Source organism: Rhodococcus sp. NPDC003383 (assembly GCF_053589115.1).
Window position 1 is genome coordinate 67,527 of record NZ_JBSFRG010000015.1, and the last position, 19,817, is coordinate 87,343.

A 19,817-nucleotide genomic window follows, 5' to 3' on the forward strand; every position below is an offset into this window, starting at 1 on the left:
TTCGTGTCCGCGGGCCGCGGCCCTGGCACTCCGTCCCCCTTGTGTGCCAGCCGGGATCCGGTCATTCTTCTCATATACCCAACGAGGTGTAGCGGTGGCGCTGCGCGCCGACACAACTTCGACATGGGGAGGTTGCGGGATGAACGGACACGAAAGAATCGAACTCGCCGCCTTCCAGGCCGCCGGATCCCTGCGCGGTTTCGTCGTCTCGGGACGCTGGCCCGAGACCACCCGCGAGTGGACCCAGCTGCTGGCGATGACGGTACGGGTGGCCTCGCTCCCGGGCCTGCTGCCCACATCCACCGTCTTCGGGGTACGCGAGGAACTTCCGGACGATCCGGCGCCGGGCACGGTCGGGCTGGTGGTCGCCGAGGGGCCGGTGCTCGGCGAGGAGGCCGTCGAACCGGGACGGTTCGCGAAGCATCAACCGCCGGCACTGATCATGCTGCACCCGCCGTCGGAGACGACACCGTCGCTGCCCGAGAACGTGGGCGTCGCGTCGGGGTGCGTCCTGCTGCCGGGTCTGCCGCACCTGGGGCTCGAGCACCGGGCCGCGTGGGTGGAGGCCGAGGCCGACGGCACGGTGACGTCGCTGGTCAGCAGGGTCGGCGTGGATCCCAACAGCGACCCCGACACCGCGATTCTGGCCATGCTGCTCGCGGCGTGACCGTCGCCCACATCCTCGAGTTCGGGTCGCCAAACTTAGTGTGCCCTTTGCGATTTCGTTGCCGACACGCTATCGTTGCCGAAGCGAAGGGGAGTAGCCCCCAATCGCTCGGTCGACACACTGGCGCGGCCCTTCGGGGTTCCGGCCCGGCCGGGTGAACCGGATCCCTCGATTCCGGTGGGCGAGACCTTCGGTCGTCGACGCACCCCGCGTCGGCGTCCGGAGGAAGCCCGTTTCCTCCATTCGGACAGGAGGAAACGAACCCGATGATCACCGCAATCGCCCTGAGTTTCGCAGTCATCTTCGTCGCCGAACTCGGCGACAAGTCCCAACTCATGGCGATGACCTTCGCGCTGCGCTATCGCTGGTGGGTCGTCCTGTCCGGCATCCTCGCCGCCACCACCGCCGTGCACCTCGTCTCGGTCGCCGTCGGCCACTATCTCGGGGTCGCGATCCCGTCCACCGCCCTCGCGATCGTCGGCGGTGTCGCCTTCGTGTTCTTCGGCCTGTGGACCCTGCGCGGCGATTCCCTCGACGAGGAGGAGCAGAACAAGGCCGCGCGCGTGACCCGGTCCGCGTTCCTGGCCGTCACCTCCGCCTTCTTCCTGGCCGAACTCGGCGACAAGACCATGCTGGCCACCATCACGCTGGCCGCCGACAACAACTGGGCCGGAGTGTGGATCGGATCGACCGTCGGCATGGTCGCGGCCGACGCACTCGCCGTGGTCGTCGGCGCGCTGCTCGGCAAGCACCTGCCGGAGAACGCGATCAAGTTCGGTGCCGCGGCGTTGTTCTTCGCCTTCGGCGCCTGGATGCTCGGTGAGGGCCTGGCCCCCGAGACCTCGGCCGGATTCGTCGCCGGTGGCGCGACGCTCGCACTCGCCGTCGTTGCCGCCGGCGTCCGCGCCGTCGCGGTCCGCCGTCGCGCGGTGGAGGCGCCGCGCGTGCCCGTCGAGTAGTAGAACCCCTCCCTTCCCCCTGGACCGTCCGCTGGAAACGGGCGGTTCCGGCTTGCCCGCAGGAGTATGCTTGCCGATAGGCAATTAATACGGGAGGCGACGGTGAGTTCCGCAAGCACACGTTTCGAGGACGACGAGATCGCACGGCTGCGCCTCACGTTCGGCAAGATCGCCCGCCGCGTCGACCGACGCTCGTCCGGCGAGGACGGCCTCACCCGCAGCCAGTTCTCGCTGCTGTCCACGGTCGCGCGACACGGCGAGATCGGGGTTCGCGAACTCGCCGAGATCGAGGGCATCAACCCGACCATGCTGTCGCGGATGCTCGGCAAGCTCGAGGACGCGGGCCTGCTCACCCGCTCCCCCGACCCCGGCGACAAACGCGTGATCAGGGCCGGCATCACCGAGGCCGGGCGGGAACGCTTCCTGCACCTGCGCGAGGTGCGGACCGCTCTGTTCGCCGAGAACCTGGCCGGGTTGTCGGACGAGCACACCGACGCGATCCGCCGCGCGCTTCCCGCCCTCGAAGCCCTCGCCGAGAGCATGGCCGTCTCCGCGGGGTGCCGCCCGTGACAGCCCTCTCCGACCTGCGCGGACAGACGTTCGCAGCAATGCGCGGCGCGAATTTCCGCCGCTACATCTCCGGCCAGGCCGTCTCCCTCGTGGGCACCTGGATGCAGACCGTCGCCCAGTCCTGGCTGGTGCTGGAGCTGACCGGTTCCGGCACCGCGATCGGCGTCGTCCTGGCGCTGCAGACCGTGCCCATGCTGCTGCTCGGCCCGTACGGCGGCGTCGTCGCAGACCGGGTGGACAAGCGCAAGCTGATGATCGGGCTCCAGACGATGATGGGGCTGCAGGCGCTGGTCCTGGGCCTGCTCACCGTCACCGGCACCGTCCGGCTGTGGCACGTGTGGGTGCTCGCCACGCTGCTCGGCCTCAACCAGTGTTTCGAGAACCCGGCCCGCCAGTCGTTCATGCTCGAGATGGTCGGGCCCGACGACCTGCGCAACGCCGTGAGCCTGCAGTCCGTGCTGGCGTCGTGCTCGCGCATGATCGGACCGGCCGTGGCCGGCCTGGTCATCGCCGCCGGCGGCCTCGGTGTCTGCTTCCTGCTCAACGCGGCCAGTTTCGTCGCGGTGGTGGCGTCGCTGCTGCGGCTCGACGTCTCGCAGCTCAATCCGTCCCCGCAGGCCGGTCGCGCCCGCGGTCAGCTTCGGGAGGGCCTGGCGTACGTGCGGCGCAGCCCGGATCTCGCGGTGCCGCTGCTCATGATGGCGCTCGTCGGCTGCCTGGCGTTCGAGTTCCAGGTCGTGCTGCCCGTCGTCGCGGAACACGTGCTCACCGCCGGGGCCGGTGGCTACGGCTTCCTCACCGCCGCGATGGGCGCCGGTTCCGTCGTCGGCGGGCTCGTGATCGCCACGTGGGGACGTACCGGCGTCAAACCCCTGGTGGTGACCGCACTCGCGTTCGGTGTCGCCATGGCCGCCGCCGCGGCCGCACCGAACCTGGGGCTCATGATCGCCGCAATGGTCCTGGTCGGTGGATTGAGCGCATCGTTCACCGCGACCACGAACAGTTCGTTGCAGCTCGCGTCGGCCCCGACGATGCGTGGCCGGGTCATGGCGCTGTGGTCCGTGGCGTTCCTCGGTTCCACCGCGATCGGCGGGCCGCTCGCCGGATGGGTGTGCGAGGAGTTCGGCGGCCGCGCCGGACTGCTGCTCGGCGCCGTCGCGTGTCTCGTCGCGGCCGGGCTCGGTGCGGCGCTGCTGGTGCGTGGCCGCAGTCTCGCGCTCGGTCGGGTCGACACGACCGTCGCCGAGGGCGTCGCGTAACTGCAGGAACTCTCGGGTCTGTGGTCGCCTCGAGTCGGTGATCACCGCGCTAGGGTTCGACCACAGACGAGGCGCGCCGACGGGGCCGCCGGAACAGGAGTACTGCAGTGGAAATTCAGGGAACCGCAGCACTGGTCACCGGTGCGGCGTCCGGGCTCGGCGCAGCCACCGCGAAGCGACTCACCGACGCCGGCGCGACCGTCTTCGGTCTCGATCTCGCCCAGTCCATCGAGCGGGTCGGCAGCAAGGCTCCCGAGGGCGTCACGATGCTCGCCACGGACGTCACCAGCGCCGACGAGGTTCAGGCCGCGGTCGACAAGGTCGTCGAGTCGGGTGTGCCGCTGCGCATCGTCGTCAACTGTGCGGGTGTCGGCTGGGCGGGCCGCATCCTGTCGAAGAACGGCCCGCACGATCTCGAGCTGTTCCGCACGGTCATCACCGTGAACCTGCTGGGCACGTTCAACGTGATGCGCCTGGCCGCGGATGCCATCGCCAAGACCGATCCGGTCGACGACGCCGGGCAGCGCGGCGTCATCGTCAACACCGCGTCCGTCGCCGCCTTCGAGGGCCAGATCGGGCAGATCGCGTACTCCGCATCCAAGGGTGGCGTGCACGGCATGACCGTCCCCGCCGCCCGCGACCTCGCCCAGTACGGCATCCGCGTCGACACGATCGCCCCCGGCATCGTCGACACCCCGATGCTCGCCGGCGTCACCGAGGAGTACCGCAAGGGCCTCGAGGCCGGTGTGCCGTTCCCGTCGCGCCTGGCCCAGCCCGCCGAGTACGCCCAGCTGGTGCAGATGATCGTCGAGCACGACTACCTCAACGGCGAGACCATCCGCATGGACGGTGCGCTGCGCATGGCCCCGCGCTAGGCGGCTCCGCCGCCCGTGTGCCTTTGTGGCGCCCCCAACCGCCACAAAGGCACACCGGAGCTAGCTGGGCAGGAGGTACGAGCCCGGGTACAGCGAGTAGGTATCCCACCGGGAGGACAACGCGTCCACGACGCGTGACCCGGCACGCGAAACACCCGCTGCCCCAACCACGGTCACCGTCGCGGCTGCGAAAAATACAGTGGCAGTGACAATTATGCGGAGCATCTGACATCCTTCCCGATGCGGTTCGGCCTCCAATCTATGCACCGAGCAAGATCATTCGCCAGGCGAAACGGCGCACGACGGCGAGGTTGATTCGTTCGGAGGAAGGGGCACACTCGTAGTCGTGACACTCGGAACAGCAGCGCGGGTGCTCGTGATCGTCGTCGCGGTGATCGCAGTGGCGGGCGTCGCACTGTTGGTCGGTCAGCGGCGGTTGATCTATCTGCCGGACACGTCCACGCCTCCCCCGGCAGCCGAGGTGCTGCCGGGCGCCCGGGACGTCCGCCTCACCACGGACGACGGTCTCGAACTGGGCGCCTGGCTCGTCCCGGCAGCCGAGCCCACCGGCCCGGGCGCCGGTTTCACCGTGCTGCTCGCTCCCGGGAACGGCGGCAATCGACTCGACCGGGCGCCACTCGCCGCAGCCCTGTCCCTGGCGGGATTCGCGACGCTGCTGGTCGACTACCGCGGCTACGGCGGCAATCCGGGCCGGCCCACCGAGGACGGCCTCGCACTCGACGCGCGGGCGGCACGGAACCATCTCGTCGAGATCGAGAACGTTCCGCCCGACCGGCTCCTGTATCTCGGGGAAAGCCTCGGCACCGGGGTTGCGACCGGACTCGCCGCGGCGTATCCACCGGCGGGTCTGCTGCTGCGCTCGCCGTTCGTCGACCTGCCGTCGGTCGCGCGGCACCACTACCCCCTTCTTCCGACAATGCTGCTGTGGGACCGGTTCCCGGTCGCCGCGACCGTCGCCCGGCTCGGCGTGCCCGTCACCGTCGTGTACGGCACCGCGGACACGATCGTCCCGCCCGCGCAGAGCGAGCGCGTCGCCGACGCGGTGCCGCACCTCGTCGAACAGGTCGTCCTGCCGGGGGTCGGGCACAACGACCCGCCCATGTTCGGACGGCCGGTGGTCGACGCCATGATCCGCCTCGCAGCCGCCGCTCGGTCGTGAGGGTCAGAGATCGTCGCTGTGCGGGATCTCTTGCACTGCACGGTCGGTCATCCACTCACGCAGGATCACATCACCGATGACGGACGCCGTTACCCGGACCATCTATTCGCCGACACCGCCGTTGGGAAGCCCCGGGTGTGCGGTGATGTTGGTCGAGCCGGTGAACGGCATCGATGACGCCGTCGCCAGCACACCGAGCAGGCTCGGCGAACCGGGATCGGTGACGCCGTAACCAGCGGTGAGCCGGTATGCGGCCTGCGCCGTCGGCGCGACCGATGCGCCGGGGGCATCGGCAGATCCCGTTCCGAGCCGAACAACGAACTCGCACAGGAGCGATAGCGCGAATGCGGCCGTGCTACTCGATCCCGTTCCACCGGCACCCGGCGCGCACCCCGGCGACGCATACACAGGATGACGCAGCGATTCGACGGCAGATGAGACCGGCGTGGGCGCGGGAGCCGCGGCCGCAGCGGCGGTCGGCACGAAACCGACAGCGGCGGTGAGGGCGACGACAAGTAGAGATTTACGCAGCATGACGAGTCTTTCGTAGAGGAACGACGGGCCCGGCGCGTCTGCCGAAGACTACTACGGCATCAGGTACGAACCCGGGTACAGCGGGAAGGAAACCGCCCGAAGGCCCGGAACACCGCGACAGGAGGATTGGTCCGGCGCGCGCCGCAACGCCCTATCTGCCGACCCAAGCCGAACCCGTGGACAGCAGGCACAGAATTGCTACCGGGTCGCGATAGCACGGGCCGGAAATCGTGGTTGCCTGATAGGGCAACGGACCAGCCGCCGGCGCGACCGGGGAAGGCGTCACCGGCGCCGCGACCGCGACATGAACAGGCGCAAAGACGGCGATGCCGACAAGGGCGGCAGAGATCAACGATGTGCGCAGCATATTCTTCCTCCGTTGTTGCAGGCCGAATCCACAGTCGGATAAGAAAATTCAGCGCCGGAACCACTTCGGTCGATCACCCGGCACCGACCTCGAATCACATGAACAGCAATCTATCCCGATGTGACGACAATCCACCACACGCACTGCGGAATTGATTCGTTCGGCGGACACATGCCTCGCGGCGGCTTCAGAGGTCGTCGATGTGCGGGATCTCTTGCACTGCACGGTCGGTCATCCACTCACGCAGGATCTTCGTCGCGATGACGTCGTCCTCGTTGTACTCGAGCAGCCGCTGCCGCTGGGACGGGTCGGGCGGACCCTCGTAGCCGACGGCCTCGCGATACCAGCTCATCGACGCCTCGCCACCGGCTTCCTCGTCGCGCCACCGATGTCCGGCCAGCGGCGCAATCTTCTTGAGTCCCTTACCGTTCGGGCACACGAACTGATCGGTCACGGCCTGGAACACGTCGACCCACTGCGGCGAGTCGATGAACGCGCGGACCTCCGCCTCACTCGGCACACCGGGCCGCCCGTAGAACCGGCGCGCCGACGCCAGCAGCCACTTGTCCTCGGCCGTTCTCGAATAGCAGTATGCGGCAAACGTTTTCCCACGACGCTCGGCGACCTTGCGTTGATCGGAGAGCCACGTCCAGAACTCTCCGAAGGAGCGGGCCTCATCGTCGGTGGGCACCGGATCCCAGGTCGCGAACGGCAGGTACGCCGACTCACCGTCGACGTTCAGCAGCGTCCCCCACAGGTAGGCACCGAACTCGTGGTAGCTCTCCATGTCGACGTCGACCTCGATGTCGGCGCGGTGCACGTGCACGTGCCCGTATCGCCGCACCAGGGGCGCACCCACCAGCCACGCCTTTGCAGTCACGATGGTGTCCGCGAACGACCCCTGCGGCCACACCTCGGGTTCCTCGCCGTCCCAGTGGGCCAACTCGTCGACGGTGTGCACACCGAGTTCCCGCAGCACCGTCGCGCGCTGGCCGGGCGCGACCAGCGACACGTCGTGCGCCTGCACCAGCTGTTCCCGGCACCGCGACCACCACGGGCAGGTCCGGCACTCCCCGATCTGCGCCGGCTCGGTCGCGACCTCCCCACGCGCGATCGCGATGCGGTCCGCGAACCGCTCGTCGTAGTCGGCGAGCACCTCGGACAGGTCGTGCACGAGGATGCAGTCCCCGCCGTAGCCGATCGCCCCCGCCACCCGCGCCGGGCTGGCGAGCCCGTGCCGTTCGAGCATCCGGTACAGCTGCGCGAGCCGCATCTGGTCGCGCAGCTGGCTGCGCACCTTGCGGGTCTCGTCGACCGCGGGTTCCCACGCGAACAGTCCGGTCGTGGTCGCGCCCCGACCCGGATCGGTGACCTTGTGGTTGACGACGATCACCGGGATGTAGCCGCCGCGCACGGTGTCGCGCAGCAGGATCTCGGATCGGCCCCGCCGCCCTGTTTCGGGCTCGGCGGGCAGCACCGCACCCCAGATCCGGTCGACGCCGGCTCGGCACGCCCGGATCGTGTCCTCGGCCCGACGGGACGCGGGCCCGTCGGCAGCGATCTGCACCCAGCCGGGCTGGGCGTCGAACAGCTGCCTGCGGATCGATTCGCGATGCGCCGCGGCAGCCTCCTGCCGCTGTTTCGCTCCGGGGTTCTCCGGTGCCGCCGCCAAGTCCTCGGGAAACGCCGCGTCCAGATACACCCGGTGACGGCACCTCGTCAGCGCGCTCGCCTCGATGAGAACGGGCGATCGCCGCATTTCGATGGGTGCATCCACAACCGTCCAGGGTATTCGTCCTAAGGTGAACCGATACCACCGGCACAGACAGCCTGATTCTTCAGGCGCCGCTGCGCCGTCACACCGAATGGAGGGTGCTGTTCGATGGCGTTGTTCAAACGGCGGAAGCGTCGCGCCACCCGCAAGGCCGAAGCGAAGGCCCTGAAGCACAAGGCCGCGCTCGAAGCGAAGCTCGGAGCAAAGAACCAGTCTCGACGGGACCGCCGCGCCGCGAAGGCACAGGCCAAAGTCGACAGGGAGCTCGTCAAGTCGCAGACCCGGATCGAGAAGCAGCAGATCGCCACGCTCAAGGCGCAGGAGAAGGCCGCCGCCTCCCAGGGCTTCACCGCCGCGAAGGTGCGGCGCTACCTCGGGGTCGCACGCCTGCTGGCGCCGGTGCTGGTACCGCTGGTCTACCAGGCCGTCACCGCACTGCGCGGGCAGCTCGACGCCCGGCGGGCGCAGCGCATGGGCATCGCGATCGACCAGCTCGGCGAGTTCACCGGGCACGGCGCGCGACTGAGCGCCCGCGTCGCCGGCGCCGAACATTCCGTCGCCAAGATCGTCGAGCAGCATCCGCAGGACGCCGAAACCGCCAAGTTCGCCGAGGCCACCCGGGCCCGGCTCACCGATCTCACGACCGCGATCAGTGCGGCCGAGCAGATGCCCGCCCCGCGTCGCCGCTCGGCGCACGCGGCGATCTCCGCCGAGCTCGACGGCATCGAAGCCGACCTGCTGGCGCGGCTCGGGGTGCGCTGACGATCCCATGGCTGCCGGTCCGATTCTGCGCGGTGCGACCGCGGGTGCCCTGACGGCGGCACTCGCGATCGTCGCGCACGCCGCGGCCGGTGGCGGGCTTCCCACGGGACCGAGTGCGGCGCTGCTCATCGCGGTCGCCGCCGCCGTCGGTGTCGCGGGCGCACATCTACCGGCGGTGCCGACGGCCGTGTTCCTCGCGGCCGGCCAGGCCGGCACGCACATCGTCCTCGCGACCGTGCCGGCCGAGCACGCCCACCCGTCGTGGCTGATGCTGGCAGCGCACGCGGTCGCGGTCGCCGGGTGCGCCCGGCTGCTCACCGTCGCCGAACGGCTGCACGCGGCGATCACCCGCGTGGTGCACGCCGTGCTGTCGGCGGGCCCGGTGCCGGTGGAGGCTCCGGCGCGCGTCGTGCCGGGCGGTGCGGTGCGCTGCGTCGTCGAGGCGCGACCACCACCGAGCATCCGTCGGAGGGGACCACCCGTCGCGGTCGCCTGAACCGCACGTCCTCTCCGATCAGAAAGCCAAGTACAGAAGATGAAGACCCTTCCGACCCGCGCCGTCACGGCCGCGGGCATTACCGCTGCGATGCTGTTCGCCGGGGCCGGCGTCGCCTCCGCGCACGTCAGCGTCGTCGCACCCGGCGCCACCCAGGGCGGCTATACGGTGCTCACGTTCCGGGTGCCCACCGAGTCCGAGACGGCCGGAACCACCGCGCTGACGGTGACGCTGCCCGGCCTGAAGTCCGCGCGGACCGAGCCGATGCCGGGCTGGACCGCGACCGTCACGAAGGACCCGGCGTCCGGTCTGGCGACCTCCGTGACCTGGACCGCCGATCCCGGCGTCGCCGTCGGACCCGGCCAGTTCCAGCAGTTCCTGCTGTCCGCAGGGCCGCTGCCCGAACAGGACGCGGTGTCGTTCCCGGCGGTGCAGACCTACAGCGACGGTCAGGTCGTCGCGTGGGATCAGGAGACCACCGGCGACGCGGAGCCGGAGAAGCCTGCGCCGAGCCTGACCCTCACCGCGAGCAGCGGCGACGGCCACGCCGTCGTAGCCACCGCGGCGTCCGAAACCACCGCGACCTCCGAGGTTGCAACCGACGACACCGCCCGCTGGCTCGGCGGGATCGGCCTGGTGCTCGGCGCGCTCGGCGCCGCACTCGGCCTCGGTGCGGCACTGAAGGGACGGCGTTCATGAATCGCCTGTTCACGATCCTGGCCGCCCTGGTCGCGGCCCTGGTGATGACCGCCGGACCGGCGTCGGCGCACGCCGTCGTCCTGTCCAGCAACCCGGAGGACGGCGCGCAGATCGCGCAGGCACCCGAACGGGTGACGGTGACGTTCAACGAGGCGATGCAGCAGCAGTTCGCGGCGCTCACCGTCGTCGGCCCCGACGGGAACCTGTGGTCGAAGGGCGATCCGGTCGTCGACGGCGCGACCGTCGGCGTCGAGGTCGGCGAGCTGGGTCCGGCCGGCGTGTACACCATCGCGTTCCGGGTGACCTCCGCCGACGGGCATCCGGTCAGCGGCACCCGCACGTTCACGCTCACGCAGGACGGGGTGGGCGCGCCCGGCGCTCCGGCCGCGGGCACGGACACCGCAGCCCCGGAGACCCCGGCCGCGACCTCGGCCGACACCGACGGCGGTGGCGTCGCGGTGTGGTGGTTCGTCGTGGCCGCGGTCGTGGTGATCGCGGGCGGGCTGTGGTTCGCGCTGCGCAAGCCGAAGGCCTGACCTCCGTGGTACCGCCGCGCCGGCGATGGCTGCTCGGTGCCGTCGTCGGCGCGACCGCGGGTGTGGCCGCCGGCTGGTTGCTGGCCGCGCCCCAGGGTTCGAGCTGGGTGCGTGCCCTGTCGTTGTGCGCCGGGGTGACCGTGCTGGGCCTGGCCGCACTCGGGGTCGCCGTCCGCGGCGACCGTCGTCCCCCGGTCGCGCCCGCCGATCTGTGGCGGGCGATCGCCGCATTCGGCGGCGTGTGGCTGATGTGCGAGGGCGCGCTGCTGGTGTTCGAGGCGGCGGCGGTGGCCGGTGTGCCGGTCACCCGCCTCGACACCGCACGGTTCGCGCAGTTCGCGGGGACCGTGGGCTCCGGGCGGATCGGGGTCGCGGCGTTCGGGTGTGTCGCGGCGTGCACCGTCGTCGCGGTCGTCGCGTACCGGCGAGATGCGTCGTGGCCGACGGCTCCGGTGCTCGCGGTGGCGGCGCCGGCGCTGATCGCGCGACCGGTGTCCGGGCACATGTCGCAGCAGCCTCTGGGTTCGCTGCTCGATGCGCTGCACGTCCTCGCGGCCGGTCTGTGGGTCGGTGTGCTGGTCGCGCTCGCGCTGACGGTGCGCTCGCGGGGCGCGTGGGCCAGGCTGCTGCCGCGCTATTCGACGCTCGCGACGTGGTGCGTCGCGGTGCTGGCCGCGACCGGAGTGATCGACGCGGCGGTGCGGCTGGGCTCGCTGTCCGCGCTGGTCGACACCGGTTACGGCCGCATCGTGCTGGCCAAGACCGTGGTCCTCGCCGGCCTGGTGGCTCTGGGGGCGCGGTGGCGTCGCACGTGGGTGCCCGCCGCGACCGCGCACCGCGCGACCGCGGAAGTGTCGCTGCGCAACGCGGTGCTCGAGGTGTGCGCGACCTCGGTCGCGTTCGGGTTGGCCGCCGCCCTCGCGACCTCCCCCTGAGCACCGACTTCAGCCGACGAGACTCGCCGCGCGCCGCAGATCGCGGACCAGGGATTCGAGCGCGTCGTCGCGGCCGGTGCGCATCCGCAGGATCGCCGACGGATGCACGGTCGCGATGATCTGCGGGTCGGACGGCAGCTTCAGTTCGGGGTCGGCGTGCAGGACCTGGCCGCGATGTTCGGTGATCCGGAAGGACGGGCCGAGCAGTGCCTGCGCGGCCGTCGCCCCGAGGCACACCAGCACGTCGGGGCGGACCGCTTCGAGTTCGGCGAACAGCCACGGCCGGCACGCGATCACCTCGCCGCGCGACGGCTTCTTGTGGATGCGCCGCTTGCCGCCGGCCTCGCGGGCGAACTTGAAGTGTTTGACGGCGTTGGTGACGTAGACGTCGCCGCGGTCGATCCCGGCCTTCTCGAGGGCACGGTCGAGCAGGTGCCCGGCGGGCCCGACGAAGGGCTCGCCGGCGCGGTCCTCCTGGTCGCCGGGTTGTTCGCCGACGAGCAGCAGCCGCGCGGTCGCGGGTCCGTCCCCGAAGACGGTGGGACCCGCGTATCGGTACAGATCACAGCCGCGGCATCCGGCGGCCGCGGACGCGAGGGCGTCGAGGTCGGTGCTCGCCGGCAGGTACTGCTCGGCCCCGGGATGTTTGGCCATACCTGCTGGATACCCGGTGTTCGGTACCGGAACCGTGCGACCCCCCGGCGGTCGTATGAAATGTCACAGAAATAAAAGATTGCACCGCTGCAGAGTTACGATCGGCCGACCGATCCAGGAGACGACCCGATGCCGAGAACCGCGACGACGGCAGCGCAGACTCGCCGCCGCTCGAGGCTGCGCACCGTGGCCCGGCACCCCGCGACACGTGTATTCGTCGGGCTCGCGGTCGTCGCCGCGGCCGCCTGGATCCTCCGCGCCCAGCTTCCCGCCCTGTCCACGATCCGCGACGCCGTGCTCGACGCTCAGGTGCAGTGGGTGATCGGGGCGCTTGCCGTCCAGATGGTCGCGATGCACATGCTGGCCCGCCTGCAGAACGTCGTGGTCTCGGCGTTCGGGGGTGAGATGTCTCGGCGCCGCTCGGAGTTGGTGACCTACGCGTCCACCGCCGTGACGCAGGGACTGCCCGCCGGTGGCGCGTTCGCGGCGGGCTACAACTACCGCTGGCTCACGTTCGCGGGCCTGACGCCCGGTCACGCGGTGGTCGCGCTGACCTTGTCCGCCGGGGTGTCGATGCTGGCCCTGGGCGTGGTCTATTCGGCGACCGTCAGTCCGCGGCTGGCCGAGTGGATGGTCGACGACGTGCTCCACGTCGTCCTCGCGGCATGCGTCGCCGCCGGGATCGCCGTGGTCGTGGCCGCCGCCGAGGTGGCCCGGCGACGCGCGCCCGCCCCGACCGTCGAAATCCCCCCGGATGCCGGTTGGAAGGCGAAGCTCGCGAACACGCTCGCCGAGGTCGCCCGGCTCCCGCGGAGGGTGTGGCACCGGGTGTTCGCACTGACCACCGCGAAATGGATGTTCGACCTGTTGTGCCTGATCGCGGCATGTCTCGCCGTCGGTATCGAGGCGGGGGTCGCCTCCCTCGCCACGCTGCACGTGGCGACGCAGGTGGCCCGGCAGATCCCGTTGACTCCGGGCGGCATCGGCATCGTCGAGGCCGGCCTGGTCGCCGGTCTCGTCGCGCTGGGGTTCGACGCCGGACCGGCCGCCGCCGCCGTCGCGATCTACCGCCTGTGCACCTACTGGTTCCCGCTGGTCGCCGGAGCCGGGAGCATTCCGCTGCTGCGGCACGTCGCGCGCCGCGAGTCCGTTCGACTGCCCGAGGACCGGCGCGCACCCGCAGCGGCATAACCGCTGCACCGTGGCCACAACGCCGCGGCACTGCACTACGGTGATACCGATGGCTGGAGGACTCTCGTGACCGATACCGGGCCGAAGCTCTCGCTGCGTTCGCGCAAGCGGGCTCGGACGTGGACCGCGATCCATTCGGCGGCGGCCGCCGCGGCGCTCGCCCACGACCGGCTCTCCGACGTGACGATCGAGTCGATCGTTGCGGAGGCCGATGTCTCCGCACGGACGTTCTTCAACTATTTCGCGTCGAAGGAGGACGCCGTCCTCGGGTTGCGCGCCCCGGCGATCGACGAGCGCACCGCGGCCGAGTTCACCCTCGGCGCCGACGAGGACGCCGTCGAGAAGGTCACCCGCCTGCTGTTCGACGTGCTGCAGAGTTCCGGCCCCGGTCCCGAGCAGCGCGAACGGAACGCCGAGCTCACCTGCCGTCATCCGGAGCTGGCGCGCCGCCGCATGGCGCACGTCGACACCGCGCAGTCGCTGGTGTCGGATCTGGTTGCGGAGAAACTGGCCGAGTCGGATCGCGCCGTCACCGGCGGTGTCGGCACCCGCGAGGCCGCGCAGATGCTGGTCCTGTCGGCGGGCTCGATCATCCGGTTCGCTATGCGCTCGTCGATCGCGGAACCGGAGGCCGACGTCGAGACACTCGTCGACCGGGCGCTCGAGGTGTTCCGGGAAGTGACCGGGTTCCGGGCGACGGCGTCCCGTTGAGCGCGGTCAGGCCGGGACGGTCGGCCGCGAGCGGACCGGACCGAGACCGCGCGCGACGACGACCGCGGTGATCGCTGCGGCGGCCATGATCGACGCGAGCACCATGATCTGGAACCGTCCGGCCTCGAGCGGCGACAGGCCCCCGAAGATCGCGCCGACGAACGCGCCGGGCAGCGTCACCAGGCCGGTGGTCTTGGTCTGATCGGTCGCCGGGATCAGCGCGGCGTGCACCGCGACCCGGGTGAGTTCGGCCGTCGACTGCCGCGGGGTGGCGCCGAGCGCGAGCCATCCCTCGACCTCCTCCCAGCGGCTGTCGACGATCTCGAGGAAGCGCCGCCCGGCCAGGGCCGCGACGGTCATGGCGTTGCCGATGACGATGCCGCCGATGGCGAGTGCGTAGCGGGGCGACAGTTCGATGGCGCCGGTCGCGAACACGATCGCCAGGGCCACCCCCGCACCGGCCAGGATCGCGACCGCGACGATCCCGAGTGTGGCGGTGCCGCGGCCGATTCGGCGCGTCGCGGTCCACGTTGCCACCGCGAACATCACCCCGAGGACGACCGCCACCCAGAGACCGTCGGTGATGACACCGCTGAGCACGAGACTGATGAGAGCGAGCTGGACGGCCCCGCGCGCGATCGCGAGTGCGGGCGCGAAGCGGTGCGGAACCCCGTACGCCCACAGCACCGCGGTGGCCACGACGACGAGGACGAGCACACCGACCAGTGACTGGGTGAGGACGTGCAGGTCGGCGGTCACCTGTGAAGGCTAGCGATCGTGAACGCGTCGTCGGTGGACATCTGCTCAGGGTGCACGGAACGATTCAACTGCGTCTATTTTTGCAGTAATGTAAATTTCCATGGCCGAAACTTCGGGTGACACCCCCGCTTCCCAGTCACCCCGCGGGCTGGTGTTCCTGTTCGCCGGGCTCATGCTCACCATGCTGCTGGCCTCGCTGAACCAGACCGTGCTCAACCCCGCGCTGCCGACGATCGTCGGCGAACTGCACGGCGCCGACCTCATGCTGTGGGTCATCACCGTCTACATCCTCGCGTCGACGATCATGATGCCCGCGTACGGCAAACTCGGCGATCTCTTCGGCCGAAAGCCGTTGCTGCTCGGCGCAATCGGTGTCTTCCTCGTCGGCTCGGTCGTGAGCGCGACCGCCGGCGACATCACCTGGCTCATCGTCGGCCGCACGATCCAGGGTGTCGGCGGCGGCGGTCTGATGATCCTGTCGCAGGCCGCGATCGCCGACGTCATCCCGGCCCGCGAACGCGGCCGGTACATGGGCATCATGAGCGGCGTGTTCGCGCTGTCGTCGGTGGCCGGCCCGCTGCTCGGCGGCTGGTTCACCGAGGGCCCGGGCTGGCGGTGGGTCTTCTGGATCACGGTGCCGCTCGGCCTGCTCGCCGCGACCGCGGCGATCGTGTTCCTGCGACTGCCTGCGAGAACCGGCCCCCGCCCGTCGATCGACGTCGCCGGCATGGCGGTCCTGTCCGTCACCACCACCGGCATCGTGCTGATCGGCACGTGGGGCGGCACGACGTACGCGTGGACGTCCCCGACGATCCTCGTCCTGATCGCCGGCACCGTCGCCGCCGCGGCGCTGTTCGTGTTCGTCGAGTCCCGCGCCACCGAACCCGTGCTGCCGCTGCACCTGTTCCGCGACCGCAACTTCGACCTCATCACCGTGTCCGGTCTGCTCGTGAGTGTCGCGCTTTTCGGTGTCGCCGGATATATGCCGACCTACCTGCAGATGGTCGCCGGGGTCAGCGCCACCGAAGCCGGCCTGCTCATGCTCCCGATGATGGGGTCGCTGTTCCTCACCTCCACCATCGCCGGCCGCGTGGTGAGCAACACCGGCCGCTACAAGATCATCCCGATCATCGGTTCGGTGCTGATCGCGGCCGGACTGACATTGCTGTCGCTGCTCACCGTCGACACCGCGCTGTGGGTGCTGTGCTGTTTCCTCGCCGTCGTCGGGGTGGGCTTGGGCATGACCGGGCAGCTCATGGTCCTCGTCGTCCAGAACTCGTTCCCCATCGAAGAGGTCGGCACCGCGACCGCGGGCAACAACTACTTCCGGCAGATCGGCGCAACGCTGGGCTCCGCCGTCGTCGGCAGCGTCTTCGCGAGCCGGGTGGCCACGCTCATCGCCGAACGCGCCCCGGCCGGCGTCGTCGCCGATTCCCTGACGCCCCAGGCCGTCCGGCAACTTCCCGACGCCGCGCGGCTGACGGTCGTCGAGGCGTACAACGAGGCACTCACCCCGATCTTCCTGTGGATCAGCCCGCTCGCTCTGCTCTCGATGGTGCTGCTGTGCTTCGTCGTGGAGAAGCCGCTGGCCACCACGATCGAGCGCCGGAAGGAGCTTCCGGTGGAGGCCGCGACCACCGGTTCCTGAGCGGTCGCGACACTCGCCGCCGAGACGGGCGTTCACGCACGCGGTCATTGCTTGTCCCATTGCCCGAATACTTTGCCGGGCAAGGATTCTCGATCAGCGAGGTTTGACGGCCGCCTGGATACCGGTACCGGGAACGGTGCGATAGCGGATGGGCTTGCGGGGTTGCAGGTTCGCCTCTTGCTGCCAGCGGGTCATGTCCTCGATCGACCACGTTCCGGACTGACTGGTGAGCGCGAAATAGAACTCGAGCAGGGCGCCGATCTGACCCGCCTGCTTCGGGGTGGACGGCCGGAAGATGTCTTGCACGGCAAGCACGCCGCCCGGACGCAGAGCGCGGGAAACACGGCCGGCGAGTTCACGGTTCTGCTCGTCCGAGAAGTGGTGCACGAGCCCGGAGACGAGAACGAGGTCGTAGGCGTCTTCGCCCAGATCGGCCGTGAGGGCGTCCCCGGCCCGGTGCACCACCCGATCTCCCATCCCTTCGGCGGCCAGGATGGGCGCGGCCTGCGCCACCGCCTCGGGCAGATCGAGGATCACGGACCGCAAACGCTTGTGCTTACGGCACAGGGCCACCGAGTAGTAGCCGTGGGATCCACCGATGTCGAGCATGGCACGGGCACCCCTGGGCAGTTCGAGACGTCGCACCAGCTCACGGGCGGGGGTGGAAGCCATCGCGCGCATCCCACGCTGGTAGAGGTCCCAGTCGGCGTCGGCGGTCATCGCGGTGTGGACGTCCAGGGGATCGCCGGTCCGGACATAGTCTTCCGTGCGCGCCAGCCAGTCCCACTCGAGGAACTGGAACAACATCTTGTCCGCCAGCGAGTGGGAACTGGCCGTGACCAGCCACTTCCGCGAGACCGGTGTCAACGCGTACTCGCCGTCGGAGGCGTCGAGATACCCGGCGCCGGCGAGAGCGAACAGCAACTTCTCGGTGCCGATCCGGCTGGTGTCGCATTCGTCGGCGACCCGTGCCGCCGGCAGCGGGCCGGCGGCCAGCGCATCGAACACGCCCAGTTTTGTGGCCGCCATGACCACACGAGACAGGGTGAACGCCATCTGCGTTTCGAGCAGCGGCACCGGAACCACGTTCAGCCGCTTCAAGATCGATTCGATGGGGTTCTGCGCCACCGCTCTCAGCTTCATGGCTGCTCCGTCCGGCGAAAACCGATCGAAGCGAAGTCTAGTGAATCACCGGGAATCGCGGGTTGCGTTCGTTGTGGCCGTGCACTGAAATCGAAATGCGCGTGGACCGAGGACGGGTCTCGACACGGAAGACCGTGCCGTCCCCGCCGGACCTGTCGATTCGGTTCCACCCGACAGGGACCGGCGGGGCCTGTACTGAAAGCGACTACGGCCCAAGAGCCGCACGCCGTCGGCGGCTACCTACCCGGCAGCCACTGCAGCGACCGGATGAACGGCGGAATGATCTTGTTCCACAGCTTCGGCGGCAGTCCGCGCGGCCCGCCGAGGTTGAGGATCCGCGTGGTCGCGACCGTCTGCGATTCGGTGTACTTGAGCAACCCGTCCGCTCCGTGCCTACGGCCGACACCCGAGATGCCCATGCCGCCCATCGGCGCGTCGGTGCTCGCCCACGCCGGCGCGTAGCCCTCGTCGACGTTGACCGTGCCGGCGCGGACACGAGCCGCGATCGCCTCGCCCTGCGCCTTGGTCGCCGCCCACACCGAGGCGTTGAGGCCGTACTCGGTGTCGTTGGCGCGACGGATCGCCTCCTCGACGTTCTCCACCGGGTACACCGACACGAGCGGACCGAACGTCTCCTCCCGGTAGCACTCGGCGTCCTCGGGGACGTCGGTGAGCACGGTCGGTTCGTAGAACAGCGGTCCCAGATCGGGACGCGCCTTGCCACCGGCGACGACGGTCGCACCCTTGACCACCGCGTCGTCGACGTGCGACGACACGGTCTTGACCTGCGTTTCGTTGATCAGGCAGCCCATCTCGATCCCGAACTCGTAACCGGGGCCGAGCGTCATCTTGCGGACGCGGTCGCCGAGCATGCGCGTGAACTCGGGGGCGATGGACTTCTCGACGTAGATGCGCTCGATGGAGATGCACAGCTGGCCGGAGTTCGAGAAGCACGCGCGCACGGCGGCGTCGGTGACCTCGCGGAGGTTCGCGCCGGCGGTGACGATCATGGGGTTCTTGCCGCCGAGTTCGGCGGAAAAGCCGATGAGGCGGCGCCCTGCCTGCTCGGCGAGGATCCGGCCGGTCTGCGACGATCCGGTGAACATCAGATAGTCGGTGTTCTCGACGAGGGCGGTCCCGACGACGGAGCCGGGCCCGGGCACGACCGCGAACAGATCGCGCGGCAGTCCGGCCTCGTAGAGTAGTTCGACGCACGCGAGCGCGCAGTACGGGGTCTGGCTGTCCGGCTTGAGGACGACGGCGTTGCCGGCGAGCAGCGCCGGGATCGCGTCGGACACCGCGAGGGTCATCGGGTAGTTCCACGGCGCGATGACACCGACGACACCCTTCGGATGATGCCGCACGACGGTCTTGGTCAGTCCGGGCAGCATGCCGGTGGCGCGGTGCGGGCGCAGCAGCTTCTCGGCGGTGCGCGCGTAGTAGCGGGCGGTGATCGCGATGTCGACGACCTCCTCCTGCGCGGACGCGCGGGACTTGCCGGTCTCGGCCTGCGCCATGTCCATCAGTTGCTCGCGCCGGCGCAGCACGAGGTCGCGGTAGCGGTGGAAGATGCGTGCGCGGTCGGCGACCGGCCTGGCCGCCCACGCCGCCTGCGCGATGCGGGCACGCTCGATCGCGGTCTTCGCGTCGTCTGCGGTGCCGACCGGGATCGAAGCGATCTCCCGGCCGCTGAATGCCTCCACGACCGGACGCGTGGTCCGCTGCGCGACGTCGTCGATGGCAATGAGGTCCGCGAGCCGCGTGAAGGTCGCAGCGCTGGGAGCAGGCATATCGCACCCCTACCGGTGAGTAGTTTTCCGAGTAACACCAAACTTAGCGCGCGGGGGTGGCCGCTGTCACAATTCCGTCACCCGCAGCTCGACGCGAGCCGGGATCCGCCGAGCGATACGACAGCGGCGCGCAGCCGGCCGCGCGCGGCTGTCCGACGGGGAAGCGAGGCCGTTCACACCCCCGACGTGCGGGAAGCACGCCTTTTGATCACGCTGACGATAATTCTGTTCCGGTAACGATCTCTTCCCCAGGATGGTCATCGGGCCCGGTCCTCCCGGTCGCCCGTCCCTGTTCATCGCTGGAAAGA

20 protein-coding genes are annotated in these 19,817 nt (G+C 70.0%); 14 read left to right on the forward strand and 6 right to left on the reverse strand.

The genetic code is table 11. From position 1 onward, the window contains the following. Nucleotides 1-139 precede the first annotated feature (139 nt). From ACWDTS_RS15020 to ACWDTS_RS15045, 6 genes are all read left to right on the forward strand, one after another. A complete protein-coding gene (locus ACWDTS_RS15020) occupies nucleotides 140-667 on the forward strand; it encodes a peptidase (protein WP_450118505.1) in 528 nt (175 codons plus the stop codon). A 266-nt stretch (nucleotides 668-933) separates the two neighbouring features. Continuing rightward, complete coding sequence (locus ACWDTS_RS15025; RefSeq protein ID WP_450118506.1) at nucleotides 934-1,626, forward strand: TMEM165/GDT1 family protein; 693 nt, start codon at nucleotides 934-936, stop codon at nucleotides 1,624-1,626. A gap of 102 nt (nucleotides 1,627-1,728) precedes the next feature. Then, nucleotides 1,729-2,196: a MarR family winged helix-turn-helix transcriptional regulator gene (locus ACWDTS_RS15030; protein ID WP_450109017.1), complete on the forward strand. Its 468-nt coding sequence runs from the start codon at nucleotides 1,729-1,731 to the stop codon at nucleotides 2,194-2,196. Beyond that, complete coding sequence (locus ACWDTS_RS15035) at nucleotides 2,193-3,455, forward strand: MFS transporter (RefSeq protein WP_450118507.1); 1,263 nt, start codon at nucleotides 2,193-2,195, stop codon at nucleotides 3,453-3,455. Before ACWDTS_RS15030 ends, ACWDTS_RS15035 begins: the two co-directional genes overlap by 4 nt. A gap of 107 nt (nucleotides 3,456-3,562) precedes the next feature. Further along, nucleotides 3,563-4,330 (forward strand): SDR family NAD(P)-dependent oxidoreductase, encoded by a 768-nt coding sequence (locus ACWDTS_RS15040; protein ID WP_197252970.1) that lies wholly within the window; start codon nucleotides 3,563-3,565, stop codon nucleotides 4,328-4,330. 346 nt (nucleotides 4,331-4,676) lie between these two features. After that, nucleotides 4,677-5,510, forward strand: a complete 834-nt coding sequence (locus ACWDTS_RS15045) for an alpha/beta hydrolase (protein ID WP_450109020.1) — start codon at nucleotides 4,677-4,679, stop codon at nucleotides 5,508-5,510. 102 nt (nucleotides 5,511-5,612) lie between these two features. On the opposite strand, the gene ACWDTS_RS15050 is transcribed toward ACWDTS_RS15045, so the two are convergent. Together ACWDTS_RS15050 and ACWDTS_RS15055 are read right to left on the reverse strand one after the other, a co-directional pair. Continuing rightward, entirely contained in the window at nucleotides 5,613-6,044 is a 432-nt protein-coding gene (locus ACWDTS_RS15050; protein ID WP_450109021.1) for a hypothetical protein, read from the reverse strand. Between the two features lie 554 nt (nucleotides 6,045-6,598). Beyond that, the gene (locus tag ACWDTS_RS15055; RefSeq protein WP_450118534.1) at nucleotides 6,599-8,170 is read right to left on the reverse strand and encodes a TM0106 family RecB-like putative nuclease; all 1,572 of its coding nucleotides are present in this window, start codon (nucleotides 8,168-8,170) and stop codon (nucleotides 6,599-6,601) included. A 123-nt stretch (nucleotides 8,171-8,293) separates the two neighbouring features. Between ACWDTS_RS15055 and ACWDTS_RS15060 the strand changes: the two genes are divergently transcribed. Genes ACWDTS_RS15060 through ACWDTS_RS15080 form a run of 5 tightly spaced genes read left to right on the forward strand, consistent with a single transcriptional unit; the run spans nucleotide 8,294 to nucleotide 11,613 of the window. Continuing rightward, a complete protein-coding gene (locus ACWDTS_RS15060; protein ID WP_450109022.1) occupies nucleotides 8,294-8,947 on the forward strand; it encodes a DUF6474 family protein in 654 nt (217 codons plus the stop codon). Between the two features lie 7 nt (nucleotides 8,948-8,954). Then, nucleotides 8,955-9,443, forward strand: coding sequence for a hypothetical protein (locus ACWDTS_RS15065; RefSeq protein ID WP_450109023.1), 489 nt, complete (start codon nucleotides 8,955-8,957; stop codon nucleotides 9,441-9,443). Nucleotides 9,444-9,482: 39 nt separating this feature from the next. Further along, nucleotides 9,483-10,142, forward strand: coding sequence for a YcnI family copper-binding membrane protein (locus ACWDTS_RS15070; protein ID WP_450118508.1), 660 nt, complete (start codon nucleotides 9,483-9,485; stop codon nucleotides 10,140-10,142). Then, nucleotides 10,139-10,678 carry a copper resistance CopC family protein gene (locus ACWDTS_RS15075; RefSeq protein WP_450118509.1) on the forward strand — a complete coding sequence of 180 codons (540 nt, stop codon included), beginning with the start codon at nucleotides 10,139-10,141 and terminating at the stop codon, nucleotides 10,676-10,678. Before ACWDTS_RS15070 ends, ACWDTS_RS15075 begins: the two co-directional genes overlap by 4 nt. A gap of 5 nt (nucleotides 10,679-10,683) precedes the next feature. Further along, nucleotides 10,684-11,613 (forward strand): copper resistance D family protein, encoded by a 930-nt coding sequence (locus ACWDTS_RS15080; RefSeq protein WP_450118510.1) that lies wholly within the window; start codon nucleotides 10,684-10,686, stop codon nucleotides 11,611-11,613. Between the two features lie 9 nt (nucleotides 11,614-11,622). On the opposite strand, the gene ACWDTS_RS15085 is transcribed toward ACWDTS_RS15080, so the two are convergent. Then, the gene (locus ACWDTS_RS15085) at nucleotides 11,623-12,267 is read right to left on the reverse strand and encodes a UdgX family uracil-DNA binding protein (protein ID WP_450109027.1); all 645 of its coding nucleotides are present in this window, start codon (nucleotides 12,265-12,267) and stop codon (nucleotides 11,623-11,625) included. A 129-nt stretch (nucleotides 12,268-12,396) separates the two neighbouring features. Here ACWDTS_RS15085 and ACWDTS_RS15090 point away from each other — a divergent pair, with 129 nt between their 5' ends. After that, nucleotides 12,397-13,458 carry a lysylphosphatidylglycerol synthase transmembrane domain-containing protein gene (locus ACWDTS_RS15090; RefSeq protein ID WP_197250646.1) on the forward strand — a complete coding sequence of 354 codons (1,062 nt, stop codon included), beginning with the start codon at nucleotides 12,397-12,399 and terminating at the stop codon, nucleotides 13,456-13,458. A 66-nt stretch (nucleotides 13,459-13,524) separates the two neighbouring features. Continuing rightward, complete coding sequence (locus ACWDTS_RS15095) at nucleotides 13,525-14,169, forward strand: TetR/AcrR family transcriptional regulator (protein ID WP_450109028.1); 645 nt, start codon at nucleotides 13,525-13,527, stop codon at nucleotides 14,167-14,169. A gap of 6 nt (nucleotides 14,170-14,175) precedes the next feature. On the opposite strand, the gene ACWDTS_RS15100 is transcribed toward ACWDTS_RS15095, so the two are convergent. After that, nucleotides 14,176-14,928: an ABC transporter permease gene (locus ACWDTS_RS15100; RefSeq protein WP_450109029.1), complete on the reverse strand. Its 753-nt coding sequence runs from the start codon at nucleotides 14,926-14,928 to the stop codon at nucleotides 14,176-14,178. 100 nt (nucleotides 14,929-15,028) lie between these two features. On the opposite strand from ACWDTS_RS15100, the gene ACWDTS_RS15105 reads away from it, so the two are divergent. After that, nucleotides 15,029-16,576, forward strand: coding sequence for an MDR family MFS transporter (locus tag ACWDTS_RS15105; RefSeq protein WP_450118511.1), 1,548 nt, complete (start codon nucleotides 15,029-15,031; stop codon nucleotides 16,574-16,576). A gap of 93 nt (nucleotides 16,577-16,669) precedes the next feature. Here the strand turns inward: ACWDTS_RS15105 and ACWDTS_RS15110 are convergent, their stop codons facing one another. Beyond that, nucleotides 16,670-17,719: a methyltransferase gene (locus ACWDTS_RS15110; protein WP_450109031.1), complete on the reverse strand. Its 1,050-nt coding sequence runs from the start codon at nucleotides 17,717-17,719 to the stop codon at nucleotides 16,670-16,672. A 236-nt stretch (nucleotides 17,720-17,955) separates the two neighbouring features. Beyond that, nucleotides 17,956-19,509 (reverse strand): succinic semialdehyde dehydrogenase, encoded by a 1,554-nt coding sequence (locus ACWDTS_RS15115; RefSeq protein WP_450109032.1) that lies wholly within the window; start codon nucleotides 19,507-19,509, stop codon nucleotides 17,956-17,958. Nucleotides 19,510-19,817 lie beyond the last annotated feature (308 nt).